At 65.0% G+C, this 16,368-nt stretch carries 9 protein-coding genes; 4 read left to right on the top strand and 5 right to left on the bottom strand.

The window, feature by feature from the left end; all coding sequences use genetic code 11:
* The 4 genes from ACYQ8K_RS28410 to eccCa form a co-directional block, all read right to left on the bottom strand.
* A partial coding sequence (locus ACYQ8K_RS28410; RefSeq protein ID WP_459974460.1) for a DNA polymerase III subunit gamma/tau domain-containing protein occupies positions 1-1,959 on the bottom strand: 1,959 nt, incomplete at its 3' end.
* A 585-nt stretch (positions 1,960-2,544) separates the two neighbouring features.
* On the bottom strand, positions 2,545-3,987 hold the full coding sequence (mycP, locus tag ACYQ8K_RS28405; protein WP_459974458.1) for a type VII secretion-associated serine protease mycosin: 1,443 nt from the start codon (positions 3,985-3,987) through the stop codon (positions 2,545-2,547).
* Positions 3,984-5,468, bottom strand: a complete 1,485-nt coding sequence (gene eccD, locus ACYQ8K_RS28400; protein ID WP_459974457.1) for a type VII secretion integral membrane protein EccD — start codon at positions 5,466-5,468, stop codon at positions 3,984-3,986. Before eccD (ACYQ8K_RS28400) ends, mycP begins: the two co-directional genes overlap by 4 nt.
* Complete coding sequence (eccCa, locus tag ACYQ8K_RS28395; protein ID WP_459974455.1) at positions 5,465-9,493, bottom strand: type VII secretion protein EccCa; 4,029 nt, start codon at positions 9,491-9,493, stop codon at positions 5,465-5,467. Before eccCa ends, eccD (ACYQ8K_RS28400) begins: the two co-directional genes overlap by 4 nt.
* A gap of 33 nt (positions 9,494-9,526) precedes the next feature.
* On the opposite strand from eccCa, the gene eccD (ACYQ8K_RS28390) reads away from it, so the two are divergent.
* Positions 9,527-11,062 carry a type VII secretion integral membrane protein EccD gene (gene eccD, locus ACYQ8K_RS28390; protein ID WP_459974453.1) on the top strand — a complete coding sequence of 512 codons (1,536 nt, stop codon included), beginning with the start codon at positions 9,527-9,529 and terminating at the stop codon, positions 11,060-11,062.
* 11 nt (positions 11,063-11,073) lie between these two features.
* Here eccD (ACYQ8K_RS28390) and eccB read toward each other — a convergent pair whose 3' ends face one another.
* Positions 11,074-12,570: a type VII secretion protein EccB gene (gene eccB / locus ACYQ8K_RS28385; protein ID WP_459974450.1), complete on the bottom strand. Its 1,497-nt coding sequence runs from the start codon at positions 12,568-12,570 to the stop codon at positions 11,074-11,076.
* 167 nt (positions 12,571-12,737) lie between these two features.
* On the opposite strand from eccB, the gene eccE reads away from it, so the two are divergent.
* The 3 genes from eccE to ACYQ8K_RS28370 form a co-directional block, all read left to right on the top strand.
* Entirely contained in the window at positions 12,738-14,381 is a 1,644-nt protein-coding gene (eccE, locus tag ACYQ8K_RS28380) for a type VII secretion protein EccE (RefSeq protein WP_459974448.1), read from the top strand.
* Between the two features lie 92 nt (positions 14,382-14,473).
* Positions 14,474-15,283: a DUF5336 domain-containing protein gene (locus ACYQ8K_RS28375; RefSeq protein WP_459974446.1), complete on the top strand. Its 810-nt coding sequence runs from the start codon at positions 14,474-14,476 to the stop codon at positions 15,281-15,283.
* Between the two features lie 107 nt (positions 15,284-15,390).
* Positions 15,391-16,368, top strand: a 978-nt coding sequence (locus ACYQ8K_RS28370; RefSeq protein ID WP_459974444.1) for a serine/threonine-protein kinase, incomplete at its 3' end; no start/stop codon positions are given.

Raw genomic sequence — 16,368 nt, 5'->3', positions numbered from 1 at the left:
CCCCGTGGGCGGCCCGGGCAGAGGCGGGGGACCCGGCGGCGGCGAACCGGCGTCGGCGGGCGGGGTGCGGTCGTCGCCGGCCAGAGCCGGTTCCGGAGCCCGGTCTGCCGGTCGCCGCGGAGGCTCCTCTGCCGCGGGCGGCTCGAACTGGACTTGCGGCATCGCCGACGGCATCTGCCATGGCGGCAGGGCCATCCGTCGGGATGCGGTTCGCTTCGAGGACTTCGGCGGCTCCACCGGGTCGTCGGCGAGCTCCTCAGACGCCGAGTCGCGGTCGGCGTTAGGCACGCTAGTGACGTCGTCACCGACATCGGCACCGTCGGGTAGACCGATCACGTCCGCGGAGCGATCCGCACTCACGCCCGGCAACGCAGTTTCTGCCGGCGCGACCGCGCCGGACTCGACATCGTCATCGTCCGAAATATCGGTGGTATTGGCCTGGGCCAGCTCCTCGAGGATCGGGCCAGCACCAGAACCGGCCGGCGCATCGGCATCCTCGTCCGACTCAGCCGGAGGGTCTACATTGGCGATGGGCTCGGCCTCGACGTCCCGCTGGTCAAGTTCGCCGCCACCAGACGGCCACTGAGTCGGCTCATCATCGACGTCGCTGAGGGCACCCGGGTCGGACGTTGCCAACTGCTGCTTCTTTGCTTCCATTCGCTCGAGTAGAGCAGCGGCCCGGGACTCGATCTCGTCGAGCTCGTGTCGTTGATTCGGCTCGGGCGTCAGCCCCTCCGGCTCGGAACGGCTCCATTCGACGTTCTCCACCAGCGGCTCGTCTGGTGTGTGCGGCTCGGGTTCCGTCGGCAAAGTCGCGGGGTGCGGCTCCGACGAGAGGGCGGCGACCCCGTCGGGTTCGGCGACCGGTTCCGGCTCACCAACCTCGGGAACTTCGGACCCATGCGCCTCGGGAAAAGCAAAGCCTTCCGCCGTTTCCTCGAATCGTTCCGGCTCAACCGGCAAGGCCGACTCCCCTGTGGTTGCCCACACCGACGACTCGGAGTCTCCTGCACCGAATGGCGTTGCCTCCGGGCTGGTTTCGGATTCAACGACCGCTTCGGGTTCGCTGACCGGTTCGGGTTCGACGACTGGTTCGGATTCGGCGACCGCGTCGGGTTCCGCGACGAGCTCCGGTTCAACAACTTCGGGAACTTCCGCCGACCCTTCGGATCGTTCCGGCTCAACCGGCAAAGCCGACTCCCCCGTTGGTTCCCACACCGACGACTCAGAGTCTCCCGCATCGGACAACGTCGACTCCAGGCTATTTTCGGGTTCGGCGACCGGTTCCGGTTCAACAACCCCAGGCACTTCGAACCCCGCGGTCTCGGGAAACGCGAAGCTTCCCACCGACCTTTCGAATTGTTCCGACTCGGCCGGCAAGGCCGACTCCCAAATCGACGGGTCAGAGTCTCCCGCATCGAACGACGTTGACTCCGGGCTGATTTCGGGTTCGGCAATCGCCTCAGCTTCACTGACAGGTTCGGTTTCGGCGACAGGTTCGGTTTCGGCGACCGGTTCGGATTCGGCGACCGCGTCGGGTTCCGCGACGAGCCCCGGTTCAACAACCTCGGGAACTTCCGCCGACCCTTCGAATCGTTCCGGCTCAACCGGCAAAGCCGACTCCCACACCGGCGACTCGGAGTCTGGTGTGTCGAACGACGTTGACTCCGCACTGATTTCGGGCTCGTCGAAGGGTTCGGCCTGCGCCCTGCGGGCCTGGCCCAGCTCTTGCAACATTGACTCGTAGAGCGTCTCGGTGGGAACGGACGGTTCGGCTGCAACGCCGTTGGTTTCCTGCGATGACACCGGCTCGTCCTCCGGCGTCGCTTCGTCGTGCTCGAGTGCACCAACCTCCGGCGCCAGGCCCCAGTCAGCACCCGTGTCGGATTCACTTTCGTCCCGGCTCTCGGACTCCGCGGCTGCCTCGCCCGAGTCGATCTCGTCGTCGGTGTGCTTCATTGACATACCTGTGCCGGGTGACAACGACTCGTCCACGCGCGACGTGTGGGCGGTTTCGCCGGCGATGTCGTCCTCGGCAGCCGGCCCATATCGGGGCCGCCCCCGGGACTCTTCGACGTCGCGGTTGATCCGGATGCCGCGTTCGAATGCAACCGGGACTCGCTTACGGCCCGGGTGCGGCGCGGCACTCGTGTCTGTCTGCGGCTCCCGGTGAGCACCCGCATCCGAGCTGCGTGAATTCTCTGCGACGTCCCGGGGATCGGCGGGCTTGGGTTCGCGGTTCGCGTTATCGGGCTGTCTACCGCGACGGATACGGACCGGTCGCCGTTGCTTTTCGTCCGGCAACCAGGGAGGACGCGCCAGCGACCCGCGATCTTGCTCCGCAGGCTTCTGCTTGGGCTGCTGAGACAACGTCCCACTCTCTTCGCCGGGTCATTCGTTCTTGTTCTTGTCAATGCTACGTACCGCCTGCCGCAGGCGGCCACTTCGAGGTTCCCACACATCTAGCGGGCTCAGAGACGGTTTTTTCGGCGGGCTCGAACTCACTGTGCGGTTGCCGGCTCGGCTCCGTAACGTCATTTTGCGTTAGCTTGACCGTTGGACCAGGACGTCGTCCGTGCCGTCGGACTTCTCGGCGGGCGTCCGTGCCGGCCGGCGGCGGCCGCCGATGGCGACCCCACCTGCCACCGCCATCAATGCCAAGGCGGCCGCCGTCACGCAAAATACGATTGTGCGGGCCTGACGGCTGGCCGGTGGGGTATGCGGACGTCCGGCGATGCGTGATCCTGCTTGAGGATTGGGGATCTGATTCGGGGCGGGAAGCCAGTTCGTCAGTGCAGCCGTCGGGTCGATCACGCCGTAACCGGTCGCCATATTCGGGCCGACACCGGGGGTATGCGCGGTCCGCTTAACCAGATCCATCACCTGGCCGGCGTTCAAGTCAGGGAAGCGCGACCGGATCAGCGCCACCAGGCCCGATACGAAGGGCGCTGCAAAGCTGGTGCCGTTGACCTGCGACCAACCTTGCTTGGTAAGTACCTCGTTTGTCAGGCTGGGGCCGTTCGGGTTCAGTGAGGTGATGCGCTCTCCCGGCGCAGCGACGGCGACCCACGGGCCATGCAGACTGAAATCGGCTGGTTCCGCGGACGGGGTCACCGCGCCCACCGTCAAGACGTATTGGTCAAACCACGCCGGGCTGGCAATCGTACGTACCGAGTCCCAGCCGGCCTGCAGCGGCATATTCGGATCAGTCATGACGTTCTGTGCGTTGCACAACCCCTGCTGATTGAAGTTGCCCGCGGCAGCCACCACCACCACGTTGTGTTCGAACGCGTCGCGGACGGCTTGACCCAGAGCTTTGTCGTCGAGTCCCGATCCCACCGGACTGCACGCCACCTCGGACAAATTGATGACGGTCGCACCCATGCTGACGGCGCGGGAGATCGCGTAGGCGAGCGTCAAGGTGTTGCCGTAGCCCTCTGAAATGGCGTTGGGGTCGTTGTTCTGACGGCCACCACCCCCGCCTTGGAGTCCGTAGACGGCGCTGTTCTGTCGGATAGACAGGATTCTGGCATCCGGGGCCACTCCGGCGAAGCCGTCGTCGGGGCTGGGGATGGCTGCGATGATTCCCGCCACCAGGGTGCCGTGGGCGTCGCAATCTTGCAGCCCGTTGGTGCTGGAGACATAGTCGCCCCCGCCTTCCAGCGCCGGGAGCCGCGGATGCGGGTTTACCCCCGTGTCGATGACCGCCACCTTCTGCCCCGCGCCCCGGGAGAACTGCCACGCGCTGCGGTAGTCCAGCATCGTCTCGGCGGCCGTTTGCAGGGAATAATCCGTCTGAGGGAGCGTGCCAGTCTGGATTCCGCACAAACTCTTGAGTTCGGTTGGCTCTGGCGGCCCAACCGGTCCGCTGGGCGCAGGGCCGGGCTCGACGACCGGCGGCCGAATCGCCCACGCCTGCAACGGTATTGGCGGCGCCACCCAGGCGACCACCGCCAGCAATGCAGTGAGGACGCGGCTGGTTTTCACCAGTGTCCGTGCCGGTCGTAGATGCCCACCACCCACAGCGCCAGCGGGATAAGCGCAGCCACAGCGACGTACTCCAGGTAGTTGAGCACCGTTGAGAGCTTGCCCGAGCCACGGCCGGGCTCGAGAATTCCCAATAGGGCGGCCCCAGCCGCGACCGCCAACAGCACGCACACCGCGGTCAGCGGGATTGGAGCCTTCCCACCTTGAGCGATCACGCAGCTGACCATCAGCAGCGCCACCCCCGGCACCGCAGCCCCGGCGCGTTCGAACCAGGTATCAGGTACCCGACTACGAAGGCAGAGCACGGCCGCCACAGCCCACGCGAACGCCAACGCCGGCCAGCCGACCGAACCCTGCCTCTGCAGAACGACTGTCACCGCCACCGCGACGGTGGTTGCCAGCCCGGTCCACAGTGCCGCGCGCGTCAGCGAGGCGGCGCGCACTTGATTCCAAACCGCCTCTGCGGTCGGCATCGACACGCCCGAATGCTCGTCCCGGTCAGACTTGGACGCAGCCGCCGGTAGGAATGGATTCTCAAAAGCCCACTCGTCGCGCTCGACTTCAGCGGCAACGGTCGGCGTCTCGAAGCTGCCCAACCGTCCAGTGAGCCGCGGCACCGCCAGGCTTGCAAGGGCGGCCGCGAGCGCGACAGACAGACAGACGATGTCAAGACGCAGGCCAGCCGCATAAGCGAGCAACGCCGGCGCGCCGAGCAAGACAGGGATCGATGTGGCCAGGTACCCCCAGTGGCCGACACCGATTGCCCGGTAATAAATGACGTTGAGCAACAACAGGATCCCGCAAGCCGCGGCAAGGCCATAAGGCCCGTAATGCGCCAATGTTGCCCAAAGAACTCCGGCGGTGATCGGGATGGCCGCCCAGCCCAGCGCGGTAGCGACGTCGCCGAGCCGATAGCTGCGCCACGCGATCGCCGCCGCTCCCACCAAAGCGAAAACCACCGCCACCGCGATGCCGACCTTAGCCACTCGGTCCGTCGGGGAAACCGTGCCGACGAGTAGGTACACCAGCGCCGCGGCGGCGAGGTGAACGCCGGCAAAAGCCATCCACCGTGCCGACGCGGCATCCCATGCGGCATACGCCGCCTTATTCAACCGCGCGGCGGCGTCCACCACGTCGTCGTAGAGAGTGGGCGGCGACAGTGCTCGCTCGGGTGACAACCTGAGCAGCTCGCCATTGACCACGTCGGCTTCGCGCAACGTCTGTTCCGGAGCAAGCACGCTGCCGCCGTCGAATCGGCTGAGCACCCAGAAAGTCCGGCGCTCGTCGCCGGCCGACTCATCGACGTGAGTGGACTTTCGGGAGCTGATAAGCCGTGCCACGTCCGGAAGGAAATCCGACACGGGAACATCCAACGGCAGGGCGATGTCCAGCTGCGTGTGTTCGCCAAGTACCGAGACCCGGATCCGCTCGGGTGCGGCCGGCACTACCTGTATGCGGGTGAGCTCGCTGATACCCGTCACAGGTCAGGCATCCTCGACAATTGGATCACCCCGCTCTTCATCGTCCGCGACACCAGCATGCCCCGGCCTGGCGGCATCTCCGTTGCGCGATGGCCGAACAACACGCCCTCTTCCTTCGACCCACTCATCACAAGTGCGTTGCACGACAAGTCCCGAAGCCGACCGATCACAGGGTCGCCCATGGCTCGGCCAGCACCGCCGCTGCGCCGGGTCACGATGACGCGCAGCCCGATATCGCGAGCCTGGGGGAGATACTCAACCAGGGGAGCCAGCGGCGAGTTGTAGGCAGAGCCGGTCGACACCAGGTCGTAGTCGTCGATCATTACGAACAGCTCGGGCCCGGACCACCACGAGCGTTCCTTGAGCTGCTGCTGCGTCACATCGCTGGGCGGCAACCGATCCTTCAGCGATTCGGCAAGCGCTGCGATCAGCTCGGTGCAAGACTGCGAGGCGGTCGCGTAGCCGCCCAGGAATTCATTCTCCACCACTCCGAGCATCGAGCGGCGATAGTCGATCAAGATAATTTTGCACTCGTCGGGTTTGGCGTTCTCCATCACGCCGGCGGCGATGTTGCGCAGCAGGCTGGTCTTCCCGCATTCGGCGTCGGCGAACGCCACCAAGTGGGGCTGCGCATCGAAATCGAGGACGACCGGGCGCAATTCCTCTTCGTTGATGCCAATGGCGATGCGCGACTTACTGAGCATCTTGGCAGCGGCTGCGGCGCGGACGACGGCGTTGCGGTCGACGTTGTGCGGCAGCATCCGAACTCGCGGCGCTTGACGAGCGCCGTAGTGCGCCCGGACGGCGGCAACAGAGTTGGCGACTCCCTCCGGTAGGTCCTCGACACCGGAGCTCGAATCCAACCGCGGCAGCGCGATGAGGAAGTGCAGCCTCTCGCGATTCATCCCTCGGCCGGGCCTACCGACTGGCACCAATTCGGCGAACTTGCGGCCCATTTCGCTGTCGAGGGGATCACCCAGCCGCAGCTCCACACGGGTTCCCAGCATGTCCTTGACCGCTGGGCGGATCTCCATCCATCGGGTCGCCGTGATCGCCAAGTGCACACCGTAGGAAAGCCCCTGGATCGCCAACGCCTGCAGCGCCGGTTCCAGAGCCTCGAAATCGCTTCTGATCGAAGCCCATCCGTCAATCACCAAGAACAGATCGCCGAACTTGTCCCGGCGCAACGGATCTCGGGCTGCGGCGTCAGGCGGGAGAGTCGCCAGGCGGGCCTTGCGTTGCCGGAAGTCCCGCATCGACTCGATACCCAGTTCGCGAAATCGGACCTCCCGCGCCCGCAGCACGCCAGATACCTCGGCGACGGTCCGGCGGATCCCATCGGCGTCCATTCGCCCGGCCACGTAGCCCACGTGCGGGAGCTTGGCCAAGCTGCCCAAAGTACCGCCACCGAAGTCCAAGCAGAAGAACTGGACTTGTTCGGGGGTATGCGTCGCCGCGGCCGACATGATCAGCGTCCGCATCGCCGTGGATTTGCCAGATTGCGGGCCGCCGACGATGGCGACGTTACCTTGCGCCCCAGACAGATCGACGGTCATCACGTCGCGGCGCTGATCGTAGGGTCGGTCGATTACACCGACCGGCATCCACAATCTGCCGTTGATGTTCTCCGCGGAGTCCCACGGCGAACCCGGCAAAAGCTGGTTGACGGCCGGGCTTTCGTCCAGTGGCGGCAGCCACACCTCGTGCGCGGGCCGCCCGTGTCCGCGCAACCTTCCGACAACAACGTCGAGCAGGGATGCTTTGATCGGTGAGGGCGGCGGGATGTCGGCCTGGGAGATGGGCTCGAGGTCCCGAATGACGGGGACGGGATCCTTCTTCACGGGGGTCGCGGTGAAGAGTTTCGGCGCCAGCGCCCCTAGCTGCGACACCCGGCCGGTGTGCGCGGATGGTCGCGGGCGGACGTAGTCGCCAGACACATAGGTGGTGTTGAATCGAAGCGGTTCGGCCGCATCGCATTTCAGGAAGGCCGAGCCGGGGACACTGGGCAGGTGATAGGCGTCCGGAACGCCCAGCACGCTGCGCGACTCGCCGGCCGAGAACGTTTTCAGGCCGATCCGATAAGACAAGTGCGAATCCAAGCCACGCAGCTTGCCTTCCTCCAAACGCTGCGAGGCCAGCAGCAGGTGGACGTGCAACGACCGGCCGAGGCGGCCGATCATCACGAATAGCTCAGCGAATTCGGGTTTCTGTGACAACAATTCGGAAAACTCGTCAACGATGATGAACAGCGCCGGCAGCGGGTCCAACTCAGCGCCGTTGGCGCGGGCACGCTCGTATTCGGTGACGTTGGCGAAGTTGCCGGCCGAACGCAGCAGTTCCTGGCGGCGGTTCATCTCGCCGGCCAGCGCGTCGCGCATCCTGTCGACGAGAATCAACTCATCTTCGAGGTTGGTGATGATCGCCGCGATATGCGGGACGCCTTCGAGACCGAGAAACGTCGCCCCACCCTTGAAGTCCACTAGGACCAGGTTCAGCGCATCCGGTGAGTGCGAGGTGATCATCGACAACACCAGCGTGCGCAGAAACTCCGACTTACCGGAACCGGTTGCGCCGATGCACAATCCGTGCGGTCCCATGCCCCCCTCGGCCGATTCCTTGATGTCCAGCTCCAACGGCTGGCCGTTGGGTGTGATGCCGATCGGCACCCTTAGCCGTTCGCGAGGCGTGCGCTTCCGCCAAACCTGTTCGGGGATGATCTCGGCGGCGTCCTGAATCTTCAACAACGCCATCAGGCCCGGGTCAGCCACGCGGGAGTCCGACTCCAAACTGACGATATGGGCGGCGCTGGCGAGCCGGAATCGTCCGATTCGTCGCGCTGTGGCCTCTGCCTCCTCGACAGTGATGACGTCAGGCGTCGCGAACCGCTCGACTCCCGCCGAAGTACGCGCCCCCACGTCGTCGCCTTCCACCACCAACTGCAGTCCGCGCCTGCCCAACGCACCCTCTGCCGGGCCGTTGAGATCGAGCAGCGTAACTCCGTCGAGTCCGGCCTCGGTCCTCAATCGCTCGTCGCCGGTGATGTATCCGTCATCCAGCACTATCACCAACTGCTTGGTTCCCTGGGTGGGTTCGGCGTTACGCGAGAAACGACCGCGCTCACCCAAGTCTGCTGACAGCGACCGCTCCAGCAGCTCGAGGGTCGGAAAAAGCAGCCGCATCGTGCCCAACCCGTCGCGGGCGGTGGGGTGCTGCGCCTGTGGCAGCCATTTGACCCAGCTCCAGTTCTCGCTGTCCGGGTTGGCCGTCACCACCGCGACAAGCACGTGGTCTGGTCCGTGAAATGCGCACAGCTCCAATATCATTGACCGGACCAGCTGTTGCGCGAGCTTGCGGTCGCCCTCGAAAGAAATGACCGGGAAAGCACGCAGCGAGACCGCGGTAGGCAGCGCGTGCACCACCGAATGTGTCTTGACGAAGCGGCGCAATGCGACCGTGGATACCGGTTCGAGGTCCTCGGGCGGGCCGGTTTCGGGGGCCAGCAACCGAGTGGCCAGACGGTGGGTACCGATGCCCACTCTGACGTGACAGAAGTCTTGGTCGGTGGGACGGCGTTCCCACATCCGCCTGGTACCCACCACGTCGGCCAGAGCTCGAGGGTCCGGGTGACTCCACTCCAACGCGGCGCGTTGCTTTTCGCCGGTTGCGTCCGCGTCGTCGCGCAGATTCGCCAGATAGCTGAAGTAGTCTTTGCGCTCTTCGTTCAGCTCGGCGGCCGCCTTGCCCGAACGGCCACCACCGCCCATGAACATGCCCGCCATTGACATGACCATCATCATCGGAAAGATCAAGAACATCGGGTTTTTGGTCAGATCCCGGCCCCCGACGGTCACCATCAGCGCGATCATTCCGACCACCGCGACGATCATCACGAACGGCATCAGCCGAATCAGCAGGTTGCCCGGTATCACCCGAGGCACCTCCGGCGGCGACTGCAGATTAAGTTCGCCGCCGGGCATAGCCGGCGGGGAAACCCGCAAGCGGCGCACGAAGCCCTGCGAAGTCACCGGGCGATACCCCCGAATCTTCTGTCAACGGTCTTGGACATCCCTAGGTATTCTTATGCGCGCGACAACCCGAGGAGGCCGATAGCGTTGACTCTACCGCCGTCGCTGTCCGAACTTGACGCGGAATCTGAGTCTGAGCAGGAGCTCAGCCGGATCACATTGGTGGTCGGCGGGTTGCGTTTTGACGTCGGGTTGCCGGCGAATGTCAGCATCGGGGCATTCATGGGCGACGTCATCGACATCGCCAACGATCAAATTGCCACCCGCCCGGAACTGACCGAAATCGAATTCGACAACAAACCGGGAAAATGGACACTCTCCCGCCTAGGAGCAGAGCCGATCGACCAGGGGCGTTCACTTGCCGACGCCAACGTCTTCGACGGGGAAATGCTCGCAATCGCCGAAGTCGGTAGGCCGGTCAGCCCGCTGTTGTTCGACGACATCGAGGACAGCAAGGATCAGGCTTCGGCCGCCGCCTGGCTGGCGGCGAACGCACGGCTGATCACCTGCTTCAGCGTGGGACTTATTGCCACAATTACCGTCGCGTTCCTGCTTCCCGGGCGCACTGGCGACCGGATAGTGTCCGCCGCCGCATTGGCGGTCGGCGCGCTGTGCGTCGTCACAGCGTGCTTGCTCGCGTACCGATCAGGGGGCTCACGGCGCTCGGAGTGGATGGGCGCCATGGGCATCCCATTGATCTTCGCTGGATCGCTCTATGTGGTGCCCGGCGGTTATGGAGCCGAGTCGCTACCGATGGCCTTCGCTTTGACGGCCCTCGCGTCGCTGATGATGCTGCTGATTTCCGGCCACGGACGGGCGCTGCACACGGCAGTCATAGCGGTCTCGGCGCTGGGCGGCCTTACCGCCGTCATCGACATCCTGTGGCAATTGCCCGAACGCACCGTGGGAGCAGTCGTCGCTACCGCGTCCGTGATAATTGTCTACCTCTCACCCAGAGTCACGATTTTGCTGTCCAAGTTGCCGATCCCGCGGGTGCCGACGGCCGGTGAGCAACTCGACGACATCGAGACGCAAGGCGGGACGGCGGTCGAGGGGGTCAATGCCCTCGGCAAGCAGATCATCCCCACCGAAGAGGGAATGATCAACCGGCTGCGCAGGGCTAATCAATACCTGACCGGCATCATCGTCGCGGCAGCCATCGCTGCCGCAGTCGGATGTTATCTCGCAATCGACCTCAGCGATGGCTTCTATTGGCAGGGAGCTACTTTCGCGGTTGCCTTGGCGACGGTACTGTGCTTGCGCGGGCGCAGCCACCACGACCTCATACAGTCGGCCACCCTCGTCGGCGCGGGCCTGGTAATCGCGTTGATTCTGGTCGTCAAGACCGCCACCTACCTCGACGGTGGCTGGCAGCTGTACGCCACGCTGGCGCTGGTGGCATTGATGGCCCTGACAACCGTATGCGGTGTCATCGCAACCCGACTGGATTTTTCACCGGTCATGCGGCGCCAGGTCGAGATCCTGGAATTCGTAGCGATAGCAACTGTGTTTCCCTTGTGCTGTTGGATTATCCGGCTTTACGCGTTCTTCCGGGAGCTGCGTATCTGAGCGCCGCGCTGCTATTGCGGTTGTTCAACCTTGGCACCGAGCGGGTCCGCTGCCATGCCGTCATGGGCGACGAGCGCGGCCTCTTGCGACAATTCAGGTCCCGGGGGAAGTAGCGACAGGGCTGGCCAAGGCGCCAGTTGCGGGAGTTCGCCACCGCTGTCTGGGTCCTTGACACCGGTCACTCCTAACGCGCTCGCGGTGGGCAAATCTTTGATGTGGTAACGCAATCCGGTGTCGGCCACGTAGAACAGTTGGCCCATCGCGCGGCTATCGGCTCCGCCGCCGGTAGCCCGTACGAACTCGCCGGTGCCCGGCCGCAGGTAGACCGAGTCCAACCCCGGGCCGTTGCCATCAGCAGTAGCGAGGCGGACCGGCTGCGCCCCGTCCGGCAGCGGAAGACGATGGCCAACCAGTAGTCGGATGGTCGCTTGGGCAGCGGTATTCGACCGCTGCCACGCCATGCATACCACGCGGTCAGGCTCGACCGGGACGATCTGCGGTGTCACCGCCGGATAGTGGTCTACCGGCAAGATATGCACCTGGGGGACGTTGTTCAGCACTGACGGCGAAATCTCCCGAGTTGCCGTGCCGGCCGGGTTTCCGTAGCGGATGATGTCCGCGGTGGCCGCCGAGATGGGTTGGAGCCCCTGCACCAGCACGACGTACAACTGCTCGCCCCGGGAGTCGACGGTTTTGACGATCGAGCCCACCGGGTAGGCGGGCCCGATCAGCGGGTTGACCTCCCCAGCACCCTCGATCGGTACCGGGCTGATGGGGGGTACCAACTTGAAAGAATTCAGCAGGCCCGGAGAAACCGGCCGGGATTGCAGGCCCTGCAGATGAAGCGCGTTTGTCAGGACCGGATCGTGGGGGTCGATCGGCGCGCGCAGCGCACCGTAGATCAGGTACACGACGCCGCCCGAGCTGGCGAGGATCATCTGCGTCGGACCTGCCGCCCGAATGTCTTCGTTGAGCACGGGGTCGTTGGCCAAGACCGTGGTGTCCACGCTGGCAACGCCGGTACCGCGCTGAAGATCGGGATTCGTCGCGGTATCGCAAACGCTCCACGACGACAGCTGCAGGTTATCTGCGGAGCGGATACTGGTGGGCGCGCCGATGATCCCCACCATGGGTCCACGCGGTGCCTGGTTCAACCATTTGTCGTCAACCTGCTTGGGCTGCTCCGGTTTCCCCACAATCAACCGCGCCGACGTGATATTCAGAACCGGGTGGATACGTTCACCGATTCTCACGAACAACGCGCCGCTAGATTTGCTGATAAGTATTTGCGCATTGCCAATGTTGGGCGCCGGCTTGAAGAATGCGAGCACGCCGGCGGCTCCCGTGATGAGCAGGGCTATCACCAAGCCGACCAGTAGCGACCTCATCTGGCCGCGCATGGGGTCATGGATCATCCGGGAATCGGCGCGAATGAGCGCGTGTTCCAGGCGCCGAATCAAGAATCTATAGCCGTTCACCTGCGCTCGCGTGGTAACTTGCGCTGGCATTACCGCTCCAATCAGCGTCGGCTAAGGCACCGATGCACCGGTAGCGTATAACAGCGTCGGCGGGGCAACAGGACACAAATCTGTCGCTCGCTGCGTAGTGAAATAGGAGCCCAGTGAGTCGCCGCCACGGAGCTAAATCGCCGGAGCCAAGCAGGCTCCGGTCGACAGTGGACATCGGCGCGCAGCGCCTGCTGCCGCTTGCGGACCTGCTGCTCTTGGAGCTGTTGGTGGCCGGCGGGGTGGTAATCGCCCTGATCTTAAAATTTCCCGCCTGGCGCGGCGGTGCCGCGGGGCTCGCGCTCGCGCTGCTTCTGGTCACGCGGCGCCACGGCACATCACTGCCGAGGCTGGTCTCGCTGCGGCTGGGATTTGTGCGAGAACGACGCAAGCGGTCGGAGAAGAAACTGCCGGCCGAGCCCTTCGACGTACCGATGTCTGACGGCTCGCTCATCGGATTTCGCTGGGATGGGCGAACGCTGTTGTCGCTCTTGAAGATTGAAGAAAATCCGCAGGCGATGACAGTGATGGAGCCCGGGATGACGGTCTCCGGTGAAACTGTGCCGGTGGCGGTGCTCGTTGACTGTCTACGACAGTTCGACATCACGGTCGATTCGATCGACGTAATCAGTCAGGGCGCTCGGTCGCAAGGCCACAGCCACGTGGCGGCCGTTTACGACGCCGTCTTAGGCCCGCTGCCGGCTATCGCGCAACGCCACGTGTGGATCGCGATTCGCTTCGACCCGGCGAGATGCCCTGCCGCGGTCCGCCGCCGCGGGGGTGGCCGCGAGGGAATTGTGCACACGGCCACGACGGCGACTCGGCGAGTGGCGAACCGTCTGACAGAGCTGGGCCTGCGCTCGCGGGTGCTGACCGCAAGCGAAATCAGCCAGGCCACCAACCAGTTGTCGGATGGAGTGAATTTGGCGACGGTCGAGGAGACGTGGCGGACGTGCCGGGAGGGACAGTTCCGGTTGCGTAGCTTCGCGATCGATTCCAGCATGCTGACCACCGGCGGGCTTGGTCTGCTGTGGACGATCCCGAGTTACTCGACCACGGTGTGCCTTTCGTTGCGCCGCGACCTTCGTCGCGGCCTGACGCAGATCCGCGGCCTCGCCCGGTTCGACACACACGGCCGGGCGCGCATCAAGCTAGGCGGCCTGACTCACCTACGGGGCTACCAGTTTTCGGCCTTGGCGGCCAGCTTGCCGGTGCCCGAGCCCGCGCGCCAGGTGCAGCACTGGGCGTTCGCCGAAGGCGGTGCGGATTCACCCGGTCTCGACGGCCTGGTAGTTCCGGCGTCAGGGTGTGGGCAAGTGATCGGCGCAGACGACCACGGCCGGGCGGTCGCGCTGCCGCTGTTCGGTCCGCAGATTCGTCGCGTCGAGATTGTCGGCACGCTGCACTTGGCCCAACAGGCGGTGCTGCGCTCGTTGGCGCTCGGCGCCCACGTGCTCGTACACAGCCGCCGCCCTGGGATGTGGCGCGACATGGTCGATGAGGTGGACGATCACGACCTGCTGTGGGTCACCGAATTCAACCGGGGCGCCATGCAGGCGGGGGCCGAACGCAATTATTCCGTCGAGGTTTTCGACGGCGTCGCCGAGCAGTCCGTACGGGTGGGCGTCACGTCGATGATGGTGCTGCCGCCGAATACCGAGGTGTCTCCCAATGCCGACGTGGCGCTGGAACTTCTCGACTTCGATAACGACACCGTGCGGGTGAGTACGCGCGCGGGGGCGTCAGTTGTCACCATGGTGGCCACCGACGAGGAGATGCACTACATCAAGTCGTCGTTCGACACCAGAGACTGACCGCGGCAAACAACTGCAGCTCACCGCTGTTTTTGCGCTACGGTAGGCACCGGCTCACACGATCGCCGCGCCGAGACCGCACAGGAGCACTGATGTCCTATCCCTCTGGATCGCAAAGCTATAACCCGGCCCAGCAGCGGGGTGGTTACGATGCCTACGCACAGCAGTTCGCCCGGTCCGACATGGGGGCGCGGGAACGGCTGCAGTATCTGCGAATCGCCGTGGCCGTCCTTGGTGTGGCGTCCTACTTGTTCAGCTACGGACCGGTTCTGTCCGGACACAGCGGTGCGGCTTGGGCAGTTCGCTTTGCACTGTTCGCCGGGGTTTTGGCCGCATTTGGTTTGGCGTCCGAGCAGACCCGCCGAGTCGTAGCGGCGTTGGCGGTCGTCGGGTTCGCCGACGCGCTGTCCGTGCTGATCAACAGCTCATCTCAGCCTGGCTGGGCGTTGTGGGTCATCATCGCCCTCAACGGGCTGCAAGCGCTGGCCGCGATTGGCGCGGTGGTGAGCCAGCCCGGGGCGGCTGCCGCCGAACGCGCCGCGGCGTCGGCATACGAGGCGTACGCCGGCTACTACGCCCAAGCCTCCCAGTATTACGACCAGTACGGTCAGCAGCCGCATCCCGACGCCTCGCGCCAGAGCGCAACAGCGCATGCCGTCGGGCACGCAAACCAGCACGCCCCGGCGCGCCAGGCTCAGCAGCCAGCCGCATCGTCGTACGGCAGCTATGCGGAATACACCGGGAACTATGGGGCCGACCAGGCAGCCGCCCCGATATCCGCGCCATATCCCGGAACCCCGGGCCCGCCGGCGGGCATGCCGAGCGTCGGACACGCTCCAGGCGCAGCCGCTCCGCAGAACGCGGAGACCGGTCACGCACAGCGGCCCACCGCGTCGCAGTGACCGCGCCGACGGGCGCAGCCGAAGCGAATATCGAGGTCAGTGATTCAGTCGCGTGAGGTTGGCTCGCTGCTGGGGGCGGGCTGGTGGATTGGCCAGGGAGTCCGTCGATGAGCGATGCAGCGCAGACTTCACGGGAAGGATCCCGGTTCGGCCCCTACCTGCTGCGGCGATTAATGGACAGCAGCAAGACCGGCGCGGTGTATGAGGCGCACGACACGGTAAACGACTCGGTGGTGGCGCTGAAGCTGTTATCGCCGACGCTGTCGGCGGATCCGGATTTTCGCGAGCGAATGCAGCATGATCTGCGCGCCGCCGAGCGGCTGGACGAACCGCATCTGCTGCCGATCAACGATCACGGCGAGATCGACGGCGAGTTGTTTGTCGACATGCGCCTGATCGAGGCCGTCGACCTGGCCACGCTGATCCGCGAAAGCCGCGAACTGGCGCCGCCGCGAGCAGTCACCGTTATCGGCCAAGTCGCGGCCGCGCTGGACTCGTTGCATGCCGCCGGAATCGAGCACGGGGAGATAACGCCGAGGAACATCCTGATCACCAGCGACGATTTCGTGTACGTGGGCGGGTTGGGCGTCGGTGAAGCGGATACAGCGGGCGGTGATAGCCGGGCCGACGACTCTGCCGAACGATGGAAGTACGTTGCCCCGGAGCGATTCGCCGACGCGGATTTGGCCGACGCGGATATCGACTATCGCGTTGACATCTACGCGTTGGCCTGCGTGCTGTACGAATGCCTGACCGGTTTGCCGCCGTATCGGGCCGACGATGCGGACAAGATGATCGCCGCGCATTTGTCCAACCCGATCCCACGTGCCAGCCAGCTACGTCCCGACATACCGCCCAGCTTCGACGACGTGATCGCCATTGGCATGGCAAAAGCCCCGCGGCAACGCTTCGTTACGGCCGGGCAGCTGGCGTTGGCGGCTTACCAGGCGTTGGGCCGACCGGAGCAAGGGCTGGTGCGGCACTTCGCTCCTCAGTCGGCAGCGCTGCGATCTCCTCCGACGGCGATCCTCCCTCCTCCCCGGGATTCCGGCGCATTGCCGGCGGCGCCGCTTCCGGTAGCGCAC

It is taken from the genome of Mycobacterium sp. MUNTM1 (assembly GCF_054660795.1).
The sequence above is the reverse complement of the archived record's forward strand: the minus strand, read 5'-3'. Positions and strand labels throughout refer to the sequence as shown.